Origin of the sequence: Haliea sp. (assembly GCF_041395985.1) — a bacterium.
Lineage (GTDB): Bacteria > Pseudomonadota > Gammaproteobacteria > Pseudomonadales > Halieaceae > Haliea.
Map to the genome: position 1 here is coordinate 581,347 of NZ_JAWKZJ010000001.1, position 20,268 is coordinate 601,614.

Below are 20,268 nucleotides of genomic sequence, written 5' to 3' on the forward strand. Positions count from 1 at the left end.
AGCCGCTGCGCTCACATGCCGCTGGGATACACGTCCAGCGCGCCTTTGCCGCTGGCTCGCACCTGACGCAATGCCAGGGCATATTCCCGGAGCAGTTCCAGGCAGTAGATCAGGCGATCGCGGTGATAGGTATGCGGGTCCTGGTCGTTGTCGCTTTCATCCTCGTTGAACACCCCGTTTACATTGCGCACGATCAGGTGCTCCGGTATGAAGCACAGACGGTTGTTCTTGTACCCGCTCATGCGTAACTCCGCCACCGGGTAGGAGCCCCCGATGGAACCCGATACGGTAACAATCAACCCGGGTTTGTGCGCGAGCTCGCCACCGGCGGTCCACAGCAGGAGGAAGTTCTTCAGGGCGGCGGGCGCCATGCCGTGCCACTCCGGCGCAATCAGGATGAAGCCGTCACAGCTGTGTAATGCGGTGCGCAGCGGATCGAGAATCGCCTGCCACCGCGCGTCGTCTGCATCCCATACGCCCTCCTCCCACAGGGGCAATGGGTCTTTGCCGAGGTCGAGAAACCAGACATCGTCGCAGAGCTTGCGCTCCAGCAGGGTGTGCCTGATATAGCGGCCAACCTTGCCGCTCTGTGAATCGGGGCGATGACTGCCGCTGATGATGCCCAGTTTCATGGGGTGTCTCCGTGTTGCAAATGGGGGAAGTCAGATGTCCAGCCAGGGTGGTACCGGCAGGCCCTTGTTCTGCAGGAAAGCGGGGTTGAACAGCTTGCTCTGGTAGCGATTGCCGTAGTCGCAGAGGATCGTGACGATGGTGTGCCCGGGCCCCAGGTGTTCCGCAAGTTTCACGGCGCCGGCGATATTGACTCCGGCAGAGCCGCCCAGGCAAAGGCCCTCATACTGCAGCAGATCGAACAGCAGCGGAAGAGCCTCTGCATCCGTCACGGTAAACGCGGTGTCGACTCTGGCCTGCGCCACATTGCCCGTAACATGGTTGATGCCGATCCCTTCCATGATCGAACTGCCCGCACTCGGCGCGAGTTCGCCGCAGTTGAAATAGTGGCTCAACGAGGCGCCCTGGGGGTCGGCCAGGCCAATGACGATGTTCTCCCTGTGTGCCTTGAGCGCCTGTGAAACGCCCGCCAGGGTGCCCCCGGTACCCACGGCACAGATGAACCCGTCAATCTCGCCCTCGGTCTGCCGCCAGATCTCCTCGCCCGTGGTGTCGCGGTGAGTGTTCATGTTGGCGAGATTGTCAAACTGCCGCGCCCAGATGGCGCCCGCAGCCTCGGTGGCGGCAAACTTCTCTGCCAGCCTCCGCGCGGTGTGCACATAGTGGCCCGGCTCGCTGTAAGACGTGGCCGGCACCAGGTGCAGGTCGGCGCCGAGCAGCTCCAGGGTGTCGATCTTCTCGCGGCTCTGGCTGATCGGCATGACGACGGTGCTGGTGTAGCCCAGGGCATTGGCCAGTAGTGTCAGCCCGATGCCCGTGTTGCCCGCGGTCCCTTCGACGATTCTGCCACCCGGGCGCAGCTCGCCGCTGGCCTCTGCGGCGCGGATAATGCCGAGCGCAGTGCGATCCTTCACGGAGCCGCCGGGGTTCATGAATTCCGCCTTGCCCAGAATACGACAGCCCGTGCGCTCAGACACCTGGCGCAGGTACAACAGCGGCGTGTTGCCGATAAGCTGGGTAACGTCTGCAGCGCTGGCCACGGCGCAATTCTCCGGTAGAAGCGAAGCGGCAGTATGCCACAGCCCGCGCGACGGGTCAGTTTCCCTGCTCGTCACCGAGCGGCTTCAGTGCGCCGGCATGTCGTCGGTGGTGCGGCTGTGCAGCCTGCGGGCCAGCAGTGCCAGCGCAAGCCCTGCCAGGCCGAGCAGCAGAATCCCCGCCAGCATGGGTTGTGGTGAGTCGTGCAGGAACAGACCGATCAGGCCTCCCGCCACCGCCGACACCGCCATCTGGATAAAGCCGAGCAGTGCGGACGCGGTGCCGGCCATATGGGGATAGGGCTGAAGTGCGAGGCCCATGGCATGCGGCAGCGTCAGCCCCATACCCGCGGTATACAGCATCATCGGAACCGCCAGTGCCGCGACACTGGTATCGAACACGGTTCCTGCGATCGCCATGCCCAGGCTGGCGACGGCAACCACCACAGCGCCGATGAGCAGTACGCGGGTGGAGTCCAGACGCGTGGCGAGCCGCGCACTGACTGCGCTGCCGGCGATATAGCCCGCCACGGTGGTGAGGAATATCGGGCCGAAATACTTCACCGGCAGCTGCAGCATTTCGATGTAGACAAAGCCGGATGACGCGAGATAGACCATCATGCCGGCGTAGACCACCGAGCTGCTGACCACGACCGCCATGAAGCGTCCGCTGCGCACCAGCACGGCGTAATTGCGCAGGATGGTGGCGGGGTGAAGGCTCTGCCGTACCGGCAGCGATTCTCCCAGGTGGCGGTTGAGTACAATCAGGACCAGCGCACCGTACAGCCCGAGAAACACGAAGATACTGCGCCAGGGGAAAAACAGGGTCAGCAGGCTGCCCAGACTGGGCGCCACAGCAGGAGCCAGCGCCATCAGCATGGCGATCAAAGACAGGGCCCGCGCAGCCCGGCGCGGCCCGAACAGGTCGCGGGTGATCGTGCGTGCCAGCGTCGGCCCGACACAGGCGCCGATCCCCTGCAGAAAGCGGTAGGCGAGCAGTTCGTCGATCGTGGTGGCCAGGCTGCAGCCGACGCAGGCGGCGATGAACAGCAAGGTGCCTGCGGTGATGACCGGCTTGCGCCCGTAACGGTCTGCCAGGGGCCCGCAGAACAGGTGAAACACGGCGAAGCCGGCGAGGTAGGCACTGAGGGTCAGCTGTATGCTGCCTACGTCGGTGTCCAGTGCAAGCCGCATGGCGGGCATGGCCGGCAGGTACATATCCACACTGAGCGGACCCAGCGCAACCAGCGTCGCCAGCAGGACCAACAGCCAGGGGGAATCAGCGTTGAGGTGTCGTGAACTCATGGGTGGCCGATGCTATCACGCGCTTCGGCCACCCGGTCACTGTTTCTCGAACTTCAGCACCGTTTTCCACCACAGTCGTGGCAGCAGCGCGTGCCAGAGCATGAGCAGGCGAGCCTCGCCCGGATAGATGATATCCCGGTTTTTGGCGACGCCTTTCTCTATCGCGGTGACAATTTTCTCCGGGTCGGAAAGACGACCGGACTTTTTTGCCTCAATCAGGCTGGCGGGGCTGTCTGTCGCCAGCGTCTGGTCAATCAGTGGTGTGTTGACGGGCGGTGGGCACACCAGGTGCACCTGCACCCCGGAGTCCCGCAACTCATTCTGCAGTATTTCCACATAGGTATTCACAGCGGACTTGGTGGCACAGTAGCCGCCCATATGTGTGACCAGTGCGTACCCCGCCACCGAGCCAAAGGCGATGATGCGGCCGCTGCGTCGGCTGAGCATCGACGGCAGCACGCTGCGGATCATGTAGGTGGTGCCGAAATAGTTGATGCGGAACAGGCGCTCCATACCGTCATGGGTGTGGTCAACCAGTTTGTGGCTGGGCATCAGTGCCGCGGCGTGTACCAGCAGGTCTATGGGGCCGGTTTCCTGCTCTACCCGCGCGACCTGCCGCTCCACATCGGCCAGGTCGCCGATGTCGCAGCGCAGCGCGCGAATGCGGTCGTCCTCGGCGCAGGTTGCCTCGAGGCCGGCCTCGTTGACGTCGAAAATCACCACCCTGGCGCCGCGTGAGGCCAGCCGCAGCGCGATGATGCGCCCCATGCCGCTGGCGCCCCCGGTAACCAGGGCCACTTTGTTCTGCATATCAAGCATGACATGACTCCCGTTCTGTACGTCCATCATGCGTCCAATGGTGAACTTCGGGCAAGCACCATGTTGGCCACAGGCCCCGTGGGCAGTGCCGGCCTGCCGCCGTCATGTTTCAGACCTCGGTGTCGTTATCCACATGATCCAGGGGCAGGGCGGTTTTCTGCACTACCCGCCGCAGCTCGAAGCTGGAGTGCACGCCGGTCACGCCGGGAATGCGTGTGAGCTTGCCGAGCAGGAAGCGTTCATAGTGCTGCATATCCGGTATGACGGCCTTCAGCAGGTAGTCAGCGCTCTGGCCGGTGACCACCGAGCATTCCATCACCTCGGGAAAGGCCCGTACCTGTTCCTCGAAGGCGTCGAAGCGGTCGGGGGTGTGCCGATCCATGCTGATGCCTATATAGGCGGTGAGCTTCAGGCCGAGGCGCGCCTGATCCAGCAGCGTGGCGGTGCCGCGGATCAGCCCTGAGTCCTCGAGCCGCTTCACACGGCGCGCACAGGGCGTGGCGGAGAGACCCACCCGGTCCGCGAGGTCCAGATTGCTGATGCGGCCGTCCCGTTGCAGGATGTCCAGAATGCGGCGATCGATGCGGTCCAGCTTCATGCGCCGGCTGCCAGTTGCAGGATGACACTGCGGTGCCTGGGCGCCACCGGCATCACGGACAGGCGGCTGCGCTGCAGCAGCGCAAAGCCCTCAAGTTGCGCGGCGTGACGTTTGAGTTCGGCGAGCGGCAGCGGGCGCGGCAGATGGCTGCGGTAGCGGATATCACGCAGTACCCAGCGCGGGTTGTCGCGGTCGCTGCGCGGGTCGTAATAGGGTGAGTTCGGGTCGAACTGGCTGGGGTCGGGCCGCACCGGGCCCACCACTTCGGCCAGCCCGACAATTGCCGGCACGGCGCAACTCGAATGGTAGATGAAGACCTCATCGCCGGGTTGCATGCCATCGCGCAGGAAGTTGCGCGCCTGGTAGTTGCGCACGCCGTCCCAGGGCTCGGTCTGCGTGGGCCGCGCCGCCAGATCCTCCAGGCTGAAGGTATCCGGCTCGGTTTTCAGAAGCCAGCAGGCCATGCTATGCCCTCCTCCGGGCTCGTTTGCCGCGTTGGTTCAGAATGCGAGAATCGAGGTTAACATAGGCTTAATCACTAAAAAAATAGAAAAAAATAAATATAAAAACTAATTATGACCCAACACTGGCGGGTTTTTGCAGTAATCCTCCGGCGCGCAGGGGTTATACTGTGCATTCGGCTGATGCAGCATCTGGTGCCGCTGTGCCATCTGTCTGACACGGGTGGATATGCAGGGTGGCGGGGCTCCACAAGAGCTGGTCAGGCAGGACACAACCCTGCGCGACCCCCAGATGTACAGCCGCATGTATTCGCCGTCCGGGCAGAACTGACAGAGGACAGGGCCATGAGCCAATTTGATCATCGCAAATACCCGCCGTTCGCGCCCGTACGCATGACGGCGCGCCGCTGGCCAGACAGGCAGATTACCCAGGCACCGCGCTGGTGTAGCGTCGACCTGCGCGATGGCAACCAGGCCCTGATCGAGCCGATGACGGCGCGGCAGAAATCCCGCCTGTGGGATCAGCTGGTGAAAATCGGCTTCAAGGAAATCGAGGTGGGCTTTCCCTCCGCCTCCAGCCACGACTACAACTTCTGCCGGGAGCTGATCGAGAACAACCGCATCCCTGACGACGTCACCATTCAAGTACTCACCCAGGCGCGCCCGGAGCTGATCGAGAAGACCTTCGAGGCACTGCGCGGGGCCCGCCGCGCCATTGTGCACGTGTACAACTCCACCTCAACGGTGCAGCGCGAGCAGGTGTTTGGCCTCGATCGCGCAGGCATCATCGATATCGCGGTCAAGGGTGCCGAGCTGGTGCGCGATGTGGCGGCCCGCTATCCGGACACGGAATGGGTGTTTGAATACTCGCCGGAAAGCTTCACCGGCACCGAGCTGGATTTTGCCGTGGAGGTGGTCGACGCGGTGACGGCGGTGTGGCAGCCGACGCCTGAGCATCCGGTGATCATCAACTTGCCGGCAACGGTGGAGATGAGCACGCCCAACGTTTATGCAGACCAGATCGAGTGGTTCTGCGACCACGTCAGGAACCGCGAGGCTCTGCTGATCTCGCTGCATACGCACAACGACCGGGGCTGTGCGGTAGCCGCCGCCGAGCTCGGTGTACTGGCCGGCGCCGACCGCGTCGAGGGCACGCTGATGGGTAATGGCGAGCGCACCGGCAACATGGACATCGTCACCATGGCCATGAACCTCTACAGCCAGGGCGTCGATCCACAGCTGCAGCTCGCACACATGGACGAAATCATCCAGACGGTGAAAGAGTGCACCCAGTTACCCGTGCATCCCCGCCACCCCTACGCCGGGGAGCTGGTGTTCACGGCGTTCTCCGGCAGCCACCAGGACGCCATCAAGAAGTGTCTGTCCCGGCGCGAGGCGCAGGCGCCCTGGCAGGTCGCCTACCTGCCGATCGACCCGGCAGATATCGGCCGCTCCTACCAGGAGGTGATTCGCATCAACAGCCAGTCGGGCAAGGGCGGTATTGCCTATGTGCTGGAGCGCAATTACGGCTACGAACTGCCGCGTTGGCTGCAGATAGACTTCAGCGCTGCCGTGCAGGCGTTCGCCGAGAAGCAGGAATCTGAAGTGACGCCCGAGGCGATCCACGATCTGTTCCAGCAAACCTACCTGAGCGATGCAGGCCGCTGGCGCCTCGGCGATTACCAGGTGAGTCGCGCCGACAGCATTGATCAACTGCAGGCGGAGATTTTCGACGGTGCGGCGCGCAGCGCCTTGACCGGCACCGGCAACGGGGTTGTCGCGTCGTTTGTCGATGCCATGCAGCGCTTCACCGGTCGCCAGATTGTGTTGGTCGAGTACAGCGAGCACGCCCTTAGCCAGAGCGCCGATGCCGAAGCGGTGTGCTATATCCAGCTGAACATCGACGGCGAGCGCTACTGCGGCGTCGGTCGTAGCTCCGACATCATCCAGGCGTCGCTGGAGGGTATTCTCGGCGCCATCAATCGCGCGGCGCGCCAGGGTCAGACCGCGGCGGCGTAGTCACCGCGGGCCAGCGCCACGGTTCTAGCGACCAGCAGGTCAGTCGAGGACAGTAGTTCTACGCCCACGTCACCGGCCTGCAACAGCAAGGGGATTTCGGTGCACCCCGCGATCAGCAGTTCAGCACCGCCGAACGCGAGGCTGGCGGCGAGGGACTGCAGCCCGTTGCGCAGCTCCGCGCTGCGCTCCCCGGCCTTGATGCGGTAAAGCAGATCCATGAAGCGCGCCTGCTCACTGCGGTTCCAGAGCAGTGGCTCGCGCCCGGCTGCGCACAGTGCCTGTTGGTACAAGCCCGCCTGCAGGCAGCCGTCCGCAGCCATCACGCCTACGCGTCGAGCCGGGTGCGCAGATACTGTGTCCATCACCACATCGATGATACTGACAAAGGGAATGCCCACCGCCGCGCGAATCTCCCCCGTGTAGGCGTGAGCCGTGTTGCAGACCATGACCAGGAAGTCCGCACCGGCACGTTCCAGCCGCTGGGCCATGACGGCAAGGGCGGGTCCGGCATCGGGGCCGCTGCCGGCGATGGAGGCATGCCGGTTGGGTATACGCGGGTTGTGGTCCACCAGCATGTGGATATGCTCCTGATCCGTGCTGGCCGGTGTCGCAGCAAGTACCCGCGCCATAAAGTCCACGGTGGCCTCCGGCCCCATCCCACCCATGATGCCCGCCACTTTGCCCGTCGGATGATCAGCCGCCATGTGCCGTACCTCTCAGTAGGGATGTCGTTGGAAATACTCCCGCGCCGCCATCCGCACCTTGCCCGCCAACAACAGGGTGGACACCATGGTGGGGATGGCCATCAGGCCGTAGGAGCCGGAAATCAGGTTGAACACGATATCAATGCTGACCGTGGCGCCGAAAACGACCGCCAGCACAAAAAACCAGCGGTAGTAGTTCTGCAGCCGCGCGCCAAACAGAAAGCCAAAGCACTTGGCCCCGTAGTACCACATGGTGAACATGGTGGTGCTGGCAAGAATAAGCGTGACAAAAAGCAGCAGGCCGCTGCCCAGGCTGCCGAGGTCCTGGCGGAAGGCGTTGGCGGTCAGCGTGATGCCGGACAGGTCTCCCGGGTCCTGCCAGGTGCCCGCAAGCAGAATGACCAGGGCGGTGCAGGTGCAGACAATCAGCGTGTCCGCTACCGGGCCGAGCATCGCCACGAGCCCCTCCCTCACCGGCTCGTTGGTGCGTGCGGCACCGTGCGCCATGACCTCGGTGCCCACCCCGGCCTCGTTGGAAAACACGCCGCGGCTGACACCGATGAGGATCACACCGACCAGGCCGCCGCCCACCGCCTGGGGATTGAAGGCATCGGTGACGATGCTGGCCAGCAAGTCGGGGACCTGCTCACTGTGCAGCAGGAGCAGGTACAGCGTCATGGCCATATAAGTCACCATCATCAGCGGCAGGAGGGTGACCGCAACCCTGGCCACGCGCTGCAGCCCACCGAAGACTACCGCGCCCACCACGGCGGCCATGACGCAACCAATCAGCAGATTCGCACTGCCCGGGGCGTGCCCGGCAAACAGGTTGTCGCGGATGAGCGCGGTGAGCTGGTTGGCCTGGAAAATGGGCAGGGTGCCGATCAGGCCGGCGAGGGAGAAGAGAATTGCCAGCGGGAAAAAAGCGCGCGGCAGGGCTTCGCGAATGATGTACATGGGCCCGCCCTGCAGCTGTCCTGCGCTGTCCTTGCCGCGATACATCACCCCCAGCGTGCAGGTGAAAAACTTGGTCGAAATCCCGACCAGCGCCGACATCCACATCCAGAATACGGCGCCCGGGCCACCGGCCGCGATGGCCAGCGCCACGCCGGAAATGTTTCCCATGCCCATGGTGCCGGACAGTGCTGCCGCCAGCGCCTGCGCGTGGCTCAGCTCGCCCGGTTCACCGGGGGTATCGTGTCGTCCCAGCATGATGCCGATGGCATGGCCGAAGTGGCGATAGGGCAAAAAGCGTGAGTACAGGGCGAAAAACAGTCCCCCGCCCAGCAGCAGCACCACCAGTGGTGTGCCCCAGACCGCGTTGGCAAAGCTGGCCGCGAGCTGTTGCAGTGAGTCCATCGGCGCTGCACCTCCGCTTGGCAAAAGGCGGCAGAATAGCACAGGGTGGTGCTAAACTCCGGGACATGAATCTGCGTATCATCGCCCTGCTGGCTGCGGTGCTGCCCTTCGCCGCGGTACATCTCACCTGGTTGCTGGCGGCCAGTTACGGCCATGTTGACTGGTGCAATCCCTACCTCGACAGCTGCACCTCAATCAGTGCCACCGGACGGCAGCCTCCGGCCAGCTATCTGTTTCGCGCCACCATGTTGCCCGCCGCTGTGATCCTCGCCCTGTACTGGTGGATCAACTATGCGTGGCTGCGGTCCCTTCACGGTGGCAATGCCTCCGTGCGGGCGCTGCGCTGGATGCTGTGGCTGGGCCTGCTGGCGAGCGTAGGGCTGATTCTGTATGTCACCGTACTGGGTGAGGCGGGCGACGCCTGGCGCTTTCAGCGGCGCGCTGGCACGGTACTGTTCTTTTCCTTCACCTTTCTCGCGCAGTTACTGTTTGCCGCCCAGCTCCACGCTCGAGCTGCCCATGTGCCGGGCGCCCCGCGTCTCGCCATCGCCATGCAGGCTCTCTGCTGCCTGTTGCTGGCTCTGGGGTTGCTGACGGTCGTGCTGCAGGCCTGGGATGGTGTATTGTACGACTCGGTCGAGGATGCTTTTGAATGGACGTTAAGCCTGCTGTTGCAAACCAACTTTCTGCTTGGCTACCTGCTGTGGCGACGCGCCGGCTGGCGGCTGCAGTTTGTTGTCCCGCGCTAGCCGCGGAGGGCGTGGCATGATGGATGCCATTCCGGATTTCTCGGCAATCACCGCGGCGCACGCCCGCATTCGCGATCACGTGCACCGCACGCCCGTCATGAGCAGCGTCCTGCTTAACACACACACCGGCGCCGACCTGCATTTCAAGTGCGAGAACCTGCAGAAAGTGGGCGCTTTCAAGGCCCGCGGTGCCAGCAATGCGGTGTTCGGCTTGACCGACGCCGAGGCGGGTGGCGGGGTGGCCACGCATTCTTCGGGGAATCACGGTGCGGCACTGGCCCAGGCGGCGGCTGCGCGCGGCGTAGCAGCGCACATTGTCATGCCCGCCAACGCGCCGGCGGTCAAGAAGGCGGCCGTTGCGGCTTACGGTGGGCTGATTATTGAGTGCGAGCCCACCCTCGCGGCGCGCGAGCAAACCCTGGAGCGGGTGGTGGCGGCAACGGGCGCGCATGTGGTGCATCCCTACGCCGACCCACGGGTCATTGCCGGCCAGGGCACGCTGGCGCTGGAGGTGTTGGAGCAGGTGCCCGACCTCGAGGTGATCGTGCTGCCGGTCGGTGGGGGTGGCCTGCTGTCCGGTGTCGCCCTGGCGATCAAGCACCTGCGACCGGATGTGGAGGTGGTTGCTGCAGAGCCGGAGGGCGCCGATGATGCGTTCCGCTCTTTCGGCCTCGGCGTCCTGCAGCCTTCCGTGGCCCCGCGCACCATCGCCGATGGTCTGCTGGCGGGCCTCGGAGCCATCAACTTCGGCATTATCCAGCGCCATGCGGATACCATCCTGACGGTATCCGATGCGGAGATTGTGCAGGCCATGCGACTGCAGTGGAGCCGCCTGAAAACCGTGGTGGAGCCCTCCGGTGCCGTCAGCTTCGCCGCCCTGCTGGCGCATCCGGAACGGTTTCGCGGGCGCCGCGTGGTCGCTGTGATCAGTGGCGGCAACCTCGACCTCGACAACCTGCCCTGGTGACCGGCATGCCCTCTCCCCCCTTTCATCTCGCACTGCCGGTCGACGACCTGCAGGCCGCCGACCGATTCTATGCCGAGCTGCTGTGTTGCCCACGAGGACGGCGCTCGGAGCGCTGGATAGACTATGATTTCTGGGGCCACCAGCTGGTCACACACCTGGTGCCTGCGGGGGCCATGCCGTCACTGGCCCGCAACCCGGTAGACGGCGAGGACATTCCGGCCTCGCATTTTGGTGTCGTGCTGCCCTGGGATGAACTCGAGCAGCTGATTGCCAGACTCACGGCATCCGGCGTCGAGTTTGCGATTGCGCCCACGGTACGCTTCGCCGCGCGGCGCGGCGAGCAGAAAACCTGTTTCGTCTGCGACCCGGCGGGGAACTACCTTGAGTTCAAGGCCTTTCGCAATATCGACATGCTGTTTGCCAGCGACGGGCTGGATTACCCGTGAGTGTTGCGTCGCTGCAACGCGCCGTCGCGCGCACCGCGGTGGTCGGGTTCCTGCTCCTCTGCCTGACAGCGTGCAGCAGCACGCGGTTCTTCTACAACCGGCTGGATTTCTTCGTCCCCTGGTATCTGGGTGATTATGTCAGCCTCGATCGCAGCCAGGATGTGCTGTTGCAGAGCGAGCTGCAGCGGTTCCTCGCCTGGCACAGGCAGGATGAGCTGCCGCGCTACATTGAACTGCTGCAGCGGGCGGAGCGCAGTCTCGATGAACCGCTGACCCGTGAACAGCTGGTCGCGCTCACCGCTGATGCCGAACAGGCCCTGGACCGTTTGCAGGACCGGGCCCTGGACTGGATGCTGGTGCTGGCTGATGCGCTGCGTCAGGATCAGCTTGATGAGTTCATGGACGAATTGCGCGAGCAGCAGGCCGAGTACGAAGAAAAATACCTTGAACGTGACGATGCAGATTATCGCGACGATGCCTGCGAGCGCCTGCAGGACAATGCGAGACGCTACCTTGGCCGACTGCAGACTGAGCAGAAAACGCGCCTGGCGGTGGGCTGTGCCAGCCTGCGCCGTTCGGACAGTGTCTGGCTGGCCGAGCGCGCGGTCTGGCTGGACCGGCTCGATGCGATACTGCAGCGTGAGCCGGATTGGCAGGCCAGCCTGCGCCAGGCGATCGCCCAGCGTCGCGACAGCGTGTCTCCGGAATACCGCGTGACCTGGGAGGCCAACACCGAGGTGATCCAGCGCGCAGTGGTCGATGTGCTGAACAGCCGTACCGAACGACAGGATGCGCACCTGCGCCGGGAGCTTGGCAAATTGCAGGACGACCTGGTGGCCCTGGTGGAGCAGGGGCTGCCGGAAGGCGCGCGTCTCGCGACCTCTGCCGACGAAGCCTGAGGAGGCCGCGATGTTACTGCGACGCATACTATGGGCGCTGTTGCTCGCCACCCTGGTGGCGGGTACCGCGGTATGGGTACAGCTGAAGTCTGCTGCGGTACCCGACCAGGATACGGCGCTGGCCTTGCCCGGTCTTGGCGCGCCGGTGACGGTGTTGCGGGACGACCTGGGTATTCCCTACATATTTGCCGAGAGCACTGCGGACCTGCTGCGCGCCCAGGGTTTTGTGACGGCACAGCACCGCCTGTTCCAGATGGAGTTTTTCCGCGCAACCTGGCAGGGCCGTCTGGCAGCCAGTATCGGCGAAGCAGGTCTCGCCAGTGATATCCGCATGCGTGTGCTGGGGATCGAGCACAACAGTCGCCGACATGCGGCGCAGTTGGGTGCGGCCAGCCGGAACTGGCTGCAGCCCTACGTCGACGGGGTCAATGCCTATGTGACTGCACACGCCGGAGACCACCCGCTGGAGCTGGGGTTGGTGGGCCTTGAGGCACGCACCTGGGAACTGGCCGACCTGGTCGCGCTGATTCATTTCGTGCACTACACCCACGCCACCAATTACCAGGCAGAGCTGCTGGCACAAAAGCTCATTGATCAGCTGGGCCTGCAGCGAGCACAGCAACTGATGCCGCTGTTGCGCAACCTGGATCGTGATGCAGCACAGCCCGACCTTGCCGCGAGCGCGGCCGCGAGCGCGCCTGAAGCGGGCGCCGCCGCTGGCCTCGGCGGGGCCCGGCTGCTGTTTGCCCCCGGCGCGCCGCGGCACGGCGGTATCGGCTCGAATAACTGGGCGGTCAGCGCGGCGCGCAGCGCCTCCGGTCGGGCCATGCTGGCCAACGATCCGCATCTCGACAACCGCATTCTCCCCGGTATGTTTCATCCCGTGGGTCTGTTTGCGCCGGGTATCCAGGCCGTGGGTGCCACCCTGCCCGGGCTGCCCGGCCTGTTGGTGGGACGCACGCAGCACGTGGCCTTCGGCGTTACCAATGCCTACGGCGACGTCCAGGACGTGTACGTCGAAACACTCGATCCTGCGAATCCACAGCACTACCTGGAGGGCGGGCGCAGCCTGCCCTTCGCGCGTCGCGAGGAGGTGGTACAGATCAAGGACAGCAAGGCGCCGGGGGGGATGCGTGAGCAGCCGCTGGTGGTGCGTTACACCCGGCGCGGGCCGGTGATCAGCGACCACGCGGGCCCCAGGGGAGACAGAGTGCTGGTACTGCGCACCACAGCCTGGGAAAAACATGCGCCGCAGCTGGGGATCGAAGGACTGCTCGACGCCGCGAACGCCCGGGAGTTTGACGCCCGGGTGCAGGATATCGACCTGATGATGTTCAATTTTGTCTACGCAGACGACCAGGGCAACATCGGGCATCGCGCTTCTGGGGCCCTGCCCCTGCGCGCGGGTGGTGATGGCAGCGTGCCGCGGCCGGTGCCCGCCGATGGCAGCGATGACTGGACAGGCTGGATACCCAAGGCGCAGATGCCCGCAGCGTACAACCCGTCCCGAGGCTGGGTCGGCACGGCCAACCACGATACCCGGCCGGCAGGTTTTCCCTGGTATTACACCAATTACCTCTCGCCGGACTATCGCTATCTGCGTATGGGCCAGGTGCTCAACCAGGCCAGGGCAATGACCGTGGCGGATCACTGGGCGCTGATGGCAGACAACCGCAACCTGCAGAGCGATACGCTGTTGCCGCAGATCCTCGATGCGCTGGCCACCGAGCCCACGCAGGGGGACCTGCATGCCCTGCTGGCAACCTGGGATGGCGTTGACCGTGCAGACAGTCCTGCACCGCTGATCTACCAGGCGCTGTATCGGGAAATTGCCCTGGGCACCTTTACCGATGAGTTGGGTGAGGCGCTGGCGGCCGAGATGCTGTCCACCTGGTACTTCTGGCAGCAGCGTTTCGAGGCGCTGCTGGCGACCCCCGACGCCGCGTGGTTCGACGACACCGCAACACCCCACCGCGAGACACTGGCGGATGTCATTCGGGCCGCGGCACCCCGGGCCCGGACACTGCTTGAGGGCCTGCAGGGCAAAGACCCCTCGGCCTGGCACTGGGGCGAGGCACACAGCCTGCATTTTGTCAGCCCGCTGCGCCCCAGCGGATTGGGCAGCGGCCTCGCCGGCAGTTTTGCGGTGCCGCGCGGTGGCAGCGGCGAAACGCTGAACCGCGGCATCTACGATTTCGAGAAACCCTTTGCGGCGGGTTTTTTCGCCTCGCTGAAGCTGGTGGTGGATTTTGCCGACCCGGACAAGGTCGAAGCGATCCTCGCTGGCGGGGTTGTCGAGCGGCATCTGCAGCGCCACCAGAACGACCAGGCGCATCTCTGGGCGGCGGGTGAGCGCAGGCCATGGTGGTTCAGCCCGGAGCAGGCCAGGGCACACGCTCGCACGGAAACACGACTCCTGCCGGAGTAATACGGGGATCCGGTTGCATTAAGCATGGCTTCAGAAAAGGCGTGTACACTAACGTCAGGCACAATCCTCAGGAGGGATGTCCATGCGTCAATCGTCAGCTTTGCGATCACACCCGGTGTGGGATGCCACGACCCGCTGGTTCCACTGGATCAACGTGCTCTGTGTGCTGGGCCTTCTCGGTGTCGGCCTCGTTATCCTCAACGCGGGCACACTGGGCATCAGCGGCGAAGGCAAGGTGGCACTGAAAACGCTGCATGTGTGGATAGGTTACGTGTTCGCCATCAACCTGCTCTGGCGCATAGTCTGGGGATTTGTCGGGAACCGTTACGCGCGCTGGTCAGCCGCATTGCCGGGAGGACGCGGCTATGGGCAGGCCCTTGTCGGCTACCTGCGTGGGTTGCGCGCGGGCAAACCGCCGCCCTACCGTGGACACAATCCCCTCGGACGATTGATGGTGGCCCTGCTGCTGTTGTTGCTAGTGAACCAGTGTGTCACGGGCCTGGTGCTTGCGGGTACCGACCTGTATCTGCCGCCCTTCGGGCACCTGTTCCTGGACTGGGTGGCGGTGCCGGGTGCCAGTGCAGAGCAGCTGGTCGGCCTGAAGCCCGCGCAGACCCCGCTGCTGGATGCCGACGCTTACGCGGCCATGCGCGCCTTTCGCAAGCCGTTTATTGAGCTGCACGAACTCGGTTTCTGGGGCCTGGTGTTGGCCATTCCCCTGCACATCGCCGCCGTGGTGATCACTGAGTTGCGCGAGCGCAACGGTCTGATTTCCGCGATGTTCTCTGGCCGGAAAGTCTTTTCCGAGGAGCCGCGTGACTGACACGTGGGCTGCGCCGTCACTCCTCGCGCACGTAAATGGAGGTATAGCCGGCGCGCGCGAACAGGTGGTAGCCGTGTGCCTGCAGGTGGGTGCATACCGTGCCGCTGGCCAGTGCGGCCAGGTTGGGGCCATACTCCTCCACGGAAATGACTTCCGGCCGAAAGCGGTGCAGATCGATATCGCAGGCGATTTTTTCGTCGTAGCCCTCGATATCAATATTAATGTAACGGATCCCCTCGCCCTGATTGTCGGCGAGAATACGGTTTACGCTGAGTGTCGGGACCGGCACCGCCCGCACCAGTTCCTTGAGTTCCGCCCTGTCACTGCTGATCGACCCCAGTGCGCTGATACCATCGCGTGTCTTGGTCACCTGCGGCAGCATCAGGTTCACCTCGGTCAGGCCGTCGCTGATTTCTGCCTCGCTGACCACGGCGGCGCAGATATTGCGGTCACCCCGCCGTACCCGATCGAACAGACGGATGCTGTTGGCATTGGCGTCCACATTCACGCCCTGCCAGCCACACATCCAGAGGTAGGCCGTGTTGGAAAAACGGAAGGGGTGGAACGCGCCGAGATCCAGGTAGCGACCCGGCGCACGGTTCGGTTTCACCAGCTTGCGCACGATCACGTCTTCACCATACTGGCCGAAGTGACCCTTGAAGCTGCCGGAGCTGATGGCGCTGAGTATCTTGAAAGGGTTCATGCCTGTTCACGTCCTCTCAGGCGTTCGCTGTGCATCAGTCGAGCAGCGACAGGTCGCGCACCGCACCGCGGTCGGCGCTGGTCACCATGCTTGCATACACTTTCAGCGCCGCGCTCACCTTGCGTGGTCGACTCTCTGCGGGCTTCCAGCCGTCTTTGCCCCGGGCGTCCATGGCCGCGCGCCGGGCGGCCAGCTGTTCATCGCTCAGCCGCACATTGATGCTGCGCTCGGGAATATTGATATCGATGATATCACCGTGCTCAACGAGGGCGATGGCGCCACCCGAGGCCGCCTCGGGTGACACGTGGCCGATGGACAGGCCCGAGGTGCCCCCGGAAAAGCGCCCATCCGTCAACAGTGCGCAGGCCTTACCCAGCCCCCTCGACTTGAGATAACTGGTGGGGTAGAGCATTTCCTGCATGCCCGGCCCGCCCCGCGGACCCTCATAGCGGATGATGACGACATCCCCGGCCTGCACCTTGCCCTCCAGGATGTCGGCGACGGCGCCTTCCTGGCTCTCGCAGATGTAGGCGGGCCCGGAGAACACCAGAATGCTGTCATCGACGCCGGAGGTTTTCACCACACAGCCGCTTGCAGCAATGTTCCCGAACAGAACGGCAAGGCCGCCCTCAAGGGAGAAGGCGTGGTCGATATTGCGAATACAGCCGTTCTCCCGGTCGAGATCCAGGCTGGGCCAGCGGGTGTCCTGGCTGAAGGCCACCTGGGTGGGTATGCCAGCAGGGCCCGCTTTGTAGAACTGGTGTACTGCCGCATCGTTGGTACGCACGATATCCCAGGTATCCAGTGCCGCGCCCAGCGTCGGACTATGCACGGTGGGGCAGTCCCGGTGCAGCAGTCCGGCGCGATCCAGTTCGCCGAGAATCGCCATGATGCCGCCGGCGCGGTGTACGTCTTCCATGTGGTACAGGGGGGTGTTCGGCGCCACCTTGCACAGCTGGGGCACACGGCGCGACAGTCGATCGATGTCCTGCAGGGTGAAGTCGAGTTCGGCCTCTTCCGCTGCTGCGAGCAGGTGCAGAATGGTATTGGTGGAGCCGCCCATGGCGATATCGAGGCTCATCGCATTCTCGAAGGCCTTGAAGCTGGCGATGTTGCGCGGCAAAACGCTGGAGTCCTCCTGCTGGTAGTAGCGCTGGCACAGCTCCACCACCAGGCGGCCGGCGCGGCGGAACAGCTGCTCGCGGTCGGCGTGTGTGGCCAGGGTGGAGCCGTTGCCGGGCAGGCTGAGCCCCAGGGCCTCGGTCAGGCAGTTCATGGAATTTGCCGTGAACATGCCGGAACAGGAGCCACAGGTGGGACAGGCCGAGCGCTCGTATTCCGCCACCTGTTCATCGCTGGCGTCGCTGTCGGCGGCGATCACCATGGCGTCAACGAGGTCCAGTTTGTGCTCGGACAGTTTCGTCTTGCCGGCTTCCATCGGGCCGCCGGAGACGAACACCACTGGAATGTTGAGTCGCATGGCGGCGTTCAGCATGCCGGGGGTAATCTTGTCGCAGTTGGAGATGCACACCATGGCATCCGCGCAGTGTGCGTTGACCATGTACTCGACCGAGTCGGAGATGATGTCGCGGCTGGGCAGGCTGTACAGCATGCCGTCATGTCCCATCGCGATACCGTCGTCCACGGCGATGGTATTGAACTCCTTGGCGACACCGCCGGCCGCCTCGATTTCGCGCGCGACCAGCTGCCCCAGGTCCTTCAGGTGAACGTGACCGGGTACGAACTGGGTGAAGGAGTTCACTACGGCTATGATCGGTTTGCCGAAGTCGCCATCCTGCATGCCGGTGGCGCGCCACAATGCGCGAGCGCCCGCCATATTGCGGCCGTGGGTGGAAGTCTTCGAGCGGTAATCAGGCATGTGGGCCTCGGTGGATTCAGTCAGATGACGTGCCGCCGAAGCAGCGATGGCAAGCGCGTAAGAATAGCAAAAAATCCGCTGTGATGGGCATTGACGATTGCGTCCGCGGCGCGTATTCGTGGCCACACAACGTGTCAGACGCCCGTGGGCGGGCGTTTCCCTGATGTATCGCAAAGACAGGGCAGAAGGGACATGGTGTAATGAAAGCATGGGTAATCAATTTGTGAGGCAGGGAGGTATGCGCCAGCAGTATTTCTGCGCAATCGTTTTCTCGGCGCTGTGTTGCGCGGCGCCGGTTCAGGCGCAGCTCGCCAGCGACCTGGCGCTGCATGAGGTCTTGACCGCGACGCTCGTGCATCACGGCTACACACCGGAGGCTGCAGCAGAGTCCGGCGAGGGCGGCGGCCTGCTGGCTGCCGTCCCCTCGTTGTCCGCCAGCCGGCTGCAGAGCGACCAGCGCGCGGGCACCGACGAAACCGAGCTGTCCCTTAACCTGCCCTTCAAGTCGCTGCAGCGTCGCGACCTCGATGAGGATCTGGCCACCCTGCAGGGCAGCCTGCAGGAAACACAGCAGCGCTACCGTGCCTGGTTTTTTTCCGGCCTGATTCGCGATGCTGTGTGGGAACACCGCCTTGCCACCCTGGAGCTTGAGCAGTCGCGCGCGCGTGCGGAACTGCTCCTGGAACTGGAGCAGCGCGCGGCGCTGCAGGCTGATGCTGGCACCATACCGGGCTACGCAGCCTTGTTGCTGACCCAGGAGCGGCTCGATGCCGAGCTCGCCGTGGCCGACGGCCTGGCCCGGCAGCGCACCGCCCAAGCCGGCTTTGTGGCACTTACAGGTCTGCCGGCATTGCCGGCCCGGATCATCGAAGCCACGCCTCACCCCCGGGAGCCCGATTACAGTCAGCACCCGCAGCTGGCCCTGCTGGCGTTGGATCGCGAGCAACAGCGGGCCCTGATCGCGCTGAATGACCCGGCAGCGGCGGACTGGAACCTTGCCCTGACCGCGCGCAGCCTGGATGGGCCCGGTCCTGCAGAACATCAATACGGTCTTGCCGTTGAGTTGCCATTGGCGTTCTTTGAGGTGGATAACCGCGCCGGCCAGGCGCAGCGTGCGGCGCTGGGCCGCGATTTCACGCGGCAGCGTGACACGCTGCGCACGGGCATCCGGCAGGAGTGGATTGCGCTGTCCACCGAAGCACAGCGTTTGCGGGAGCGGCGCGAACTGCTGCTGCAGTCGGCGCGGGTCGGCGAGCGCATCGAGGCGCAGCTGCTGGCGCTGCGCTCAGGCAGTGAGGTGGAGGTGGAGCTGGTGATCAGGCGCCTGCTGGAGGTGCTTGAGCGGCGCAGCGAAGCGTCGCTGATCGATGCACAAATCGAGTATAACGCCGCACGACTGCGGCAGACAGCGGGATTACCCTTATGAAACAACTTCAGTGGATGCTGCTGGCGTGGTGTTTGCCGGCAGTGAGCTTCGGGGCGGATGTGCCCCTCGCGGCACTGGGTGACTTGCAGCTTGACTATACGGCGGTACAGGAGATTGCGGAGGTCCCGGGCCCCGCTGTGCGTGCGCAGGTCACCCACCGCACTGGCAGCCAGTACAGCATCCAGCTGCCGCGTGATGTGCGGCGGGCGCATTATCTGGTACGCAATGGCGGACAAGTGGTCGCCGGGCAGCCTTTCGTTGTGTTGGAAGGGCCGGAGATTCATCATTTTCTGCTTGAATTCGATGCCATGGAGAGGCGCTACCGCAGCGCCGAGGCGCGCTACAGGCGCAGCCGCGCTTCCTACGAACAGAAAGCGCTCGCCGAGGAGCAGTGGGTTGCCATCGTTGACAACTATCTGGCGCTGCAGCTGGAGTATGAGCATATGCGGCATTTCATGGAGCTGGTTGACCCCCCGCAGGACGACGTTGAGTCCATTACGCTGCACGCTCCCATTACCGGCTACATTGAATTCGAGAGCCGTCAGATGGCGCTGATCGAAGGAGATGAAGTGGCATCCTTCCTGGCGCCAGGGGAATTGCGCGCGCAGCTGCTGGTTCCGGTGCAGGATGCCGACAGGTTGACCGGCGTGCAGCTCGAGGGTTGCCGGCTGGATGTCGAGGAGTTGGAGGGAGTTGCCCGAGGCTTCTCGCTGGTCGCCTGGAGTGAGGCCGTGACGGGCGCCTGTCGGTTGCAGCTCAACAGCGTGCTGAGCGCAACACCGCTGTACCGTCACGAGGCTTATCGGGTGCCGCGCTCAGCAGTGTTTACCTGGGCAGAACAGGCCCACGTCCTGCTGCGCGGCGACGGGGCTTTGCAGCTGGTGCCGGTGGTGTTGCTGCAGCCGGTCGGCGAGGATTACGCGGTGACCTCCGAAATCGATCTGGCGGGTCGCGCCGTGTTGAGCAGCTCGGTGTCCGCTGTTCAGGGTGTTCTCCTGGGCCTGGGTGGCGAGTGA

General features: G+C 64.2%; 19 protein-coding genes. 9 read left to right on the top strand and 10 right to left on the bottom strand.

Annotated elements, in window-relative coordinates; genetic code table 11:
- Positions 1 to 11: 11 nt before the first annotated feature.
- The 6 genes from R3E49_RS02650 to R3E49_RS02675 all read right to left on the bottom strand — a co-directional run bounded on the left by R3E49_RS02650 (position 12) and on the right by R3E49_RS02675 (position 4,853).
- Positions 12 to 632: an NADPH-dependent FMN reductase gene (locus R3E49_RS02650; RefSeq protein ID WP_371293617.1), complete on the bottom strand. Its 621-nt coding sequence runs from the start codon at positions 630 to 632 to the stop codon at positions 12 to 14.
- Positions 633 to 662: 30 nt separating this feature from the next.
- The gene (locus R3E49_RS02655) at positions 663 to 1,670 is read right to left on the bottom strand and encodes a cysteine synthase A (RefSeq protein WP_371293618.1); all 1,008 of its coding nucleotides are present in this window, start codon (positions 1,668 to 1,670) and stop codon (positions 663 to 665) included.
- 84 nt (positions 1,671 to 1,754) lie between these two features.
- Positions 1,755 to 2,972 (bottom strand): multidrug effflux MFS transporter, encoded by a 1,218-nt coding sequence (locus tag R3E49_RS02660; RefSeq protein ID WP_371293619.1) that lies wholly within the window; start codon positions 2,970 to 2,972, stop codon positions 1,755 to 1,757.
- A gap of 36 nt (positions 2,973 to 3,008) precedes the next feature.
- Positions 3,009 to 3,791 carry an SDR family NAD(P)-dependent oxidoreductase gene (locus R3E49_RS02665; protein WP_371293620.1) on the bottom strand — a complete coding sequence of 261 codons (783 nt, stop codon included), beginning with the start codon at positions 3,789 to 3,791 and terminating at the stop codon, positions 3,009 to 3,011.
- A 109-nt stretch (positions 3,792 to 3,900) separates the two neighbouring features.
- On the bottom strand, positions 3,901 to 4,389 hold the full coding sequence (locus tag R3E49_RS02670; RefSeq protein ID WP_371293621.1) for an Lrp/AsnC family transcriptional regulator: 489 nt from the start codon (positions 4,387 to 4,389) through the stop codon (positions 3,901 to 3,903).
- Positions 4,386 to 4,853, bottom strand: a complete 468-nt coding sequence (locus R3E49_RS02675) for an EVE domain-containing protein (RefSeq protein ID WP_371293622.1) — start codon at positions 4,851 to 4,853, stop codon at positions 4,386 to 4,388. Before R3E49_RS02675 ends, R3E49_RS02670 begins: the two co-directional genes overlap by 4 nt.
- A gap of 390 nt (positions 4,854 to 5,243) precedes the next feature.
- Between R3E49_RS02675 and leuA the strand changes: the two genes are divergently transcribed.
- Positions 5,244 to 6,869, top strand: coding sequence for a 2-isopropylmalate synthase (gene leuA, locus R3E49_RS02680; RefSeq protein WP_371293623.1), 1,626 nt, complete (start codon positions 5,244 to 5,246; stop codon positions 6,867 to 6,869).
- Here leuA and R3E49_RS02685 read toward each other — a convergent pair.
- Together R3E49_RS02685 and R3E49_RS02690 are read right to left on the bottom strand one after the other, a co-directional pair.
- Positions 6,851 to 7,573: an aspartate/glutamate racemase family protein gene (locus R3E49_RS02685; RefSeq protein WP_371293624.1), complete on the bottom strand. Its 723-nt coding sequence runs from the start codon at positions 7,571 to 7,573 to the stop codon at positions 6,851 to 6,853. The two genes, leuA and R3E49_RS02685, sit on opposite strands and share 19 nt — an antisense overlap.
- 12 nt (positions 7,574 to 7,585) lie before the next feature.
- Entirely contained in the window at positions 7,586 to 8,932 is a 1,347-nt protein-coding gene (locus R3E49_RS02690) for an alanine/glycine:cation symporter family protein (RefSeq protein WP_371293625.1), read from the bottom strand.
- Positions 8,933 to 8,997: 65 nt separating this feature from the next.
- Between R3E49_RS02690 and R3E49_RS02695 the strand changes: the two genes are divergently transcribed.
- From R3E49_RS02695 to R3E49_RS02720, 6 genes are all read left to right on the top strand, one after another.
- Positions 8,998 to 9,681: a hypothetical protein gene (locus R3E49_RS02695; RefSeq protein WP_371293626.1), complete on the top strand. Its 684-nt coding sequence runs from the start codon at positions 8,998 to 9,000 to the stop codon at positions 9,679 to 9,681.
- Between the two features lie 16 nt (positions 9,682 to 9,697).
- Positions 9,698 to 10,648: a pyridoxal-phosphate dependent enzyme gene (locus R3E49_RS02700; RefSeq protein ID WP_371293627.1), complete on the top strand. Its 951-nt coding sequence runs from the start codon at positions 9,698 to 9,700 to the stop codon at positions 10,646 to 10,648.
- Positions 10,649 to 10,653: 5 nt separating this feature from the next.
- The gene (locus R3E49_RS02705) at positions 10,654 to 11,094 is read left to right on the top strand and encodes a VOC family protein (RefSeq protein WP_371293628.1); all 441 of its coding nucleotides are present in this window, start codon (positions 10,654 to 10,656) and stop codon (positions 11,092 to 11,094) included.
- Positions 11,091 to 11,993, top strand: coding sequence for a DUF6279 family lipoprotein (locus R3E49_RS02710; RefSeq protein ID WP_371293629.1), 903 nt, complete (start codon positions 11,091 to 11,093; stop codon positions 11,991 to 11,993). The genes R3E49_RS02705 and R3E49_RS02710 overlap by 4 nt, the downstream gene beginning before the upstream one ends.
- 10 nt (positions 11,994 to 12,003) lie before the next feature.
- A complete protein-coding gene (locus tag R3E49_RS02715; protein ID WP_371293630.1) occupies positions 12,004 to 14,421 on the top strand; it encodes a penicillin acylase family protein in 2,418 nt (805 codons plus the stop codon).
- A gap of 82 nt (positions 14,422 to 14,503) precedes the next feature.
- Positions 14,504 to 15,244, top strand: coding sequence for a cytochrome b/b6 domain-containing protein (locus tag R3E49_RS02720; RefSeq protein ID WP_371293631.1), 741 nt, complete (start codon positions 14,504 to 14,506; stop codon positions 15,242 to 15,244).
- A gap of 16 nt (positions 15,245 to 15,260) precedes the next feature.
- Here the strand turns inward: R3E49_RS02720 and R3E49_RS02725 are convergent, their stop codons facing one another.
- Together R3E49_RS02725 and ilvD are read right to left on the bottom strand one after the other, a co-directional pair.
- Positions 15,261 to 15,947, bottom strand: coding sequence for an FkbM family methyltransferase (locus tag R3E49_RS02725; RefSeq protein ID WP_371293632.1), 687 nt, complete (start codon positions 15,945 to 15,947; stop codon positions 15,261 to 15,263).
- A 34-nt stretch (positions 15,948 to 15,981) separates the two neighbouring features.
- Positions 15,982 to 17,826, bottom strand: coding sequence for a dihydroxy-acid dehydratase (gene ilvD / locus R3E49_RS02730; RefSeq protein WP_371293633.1), 1,845 nt, complete (start codon positions 17,824 to 17,826; stop codon positions 15,982 to 15,984).
- A 238-nt stretch (positions 17,827 to 18,064) separates the two neighbouring features.
- Between ilvD and R3E49_RS02735 the strand changes: the two genes are divergently transcribed.
- Both R3E49_RS02735 and R3E49_RS02740 read left to right on the top strand, forming a co-directional pair.
- Entirely contained in the window at positions 18,065 to 19,252 is a 1,188-nt protein-coding gene (locus tag R3E49_RS02735; RefSeq protein ID WP_371293634.1) for a hypothetical protein, read from the top strand.
- Positions 19,249 to 20,268, top strand: a complete 1,020-nt coding sequence (locus tag R3E49_RS02740) for a hypothetical protein (protein ID WP_371293635.1) — start codon at positions 19,249 to 19,251, stop codon at positions 20,266 to 20,268. Before R3E49_RS02735 ends, R3E49_RS02740 begins: the two co-directional genes overlap by 4 nt.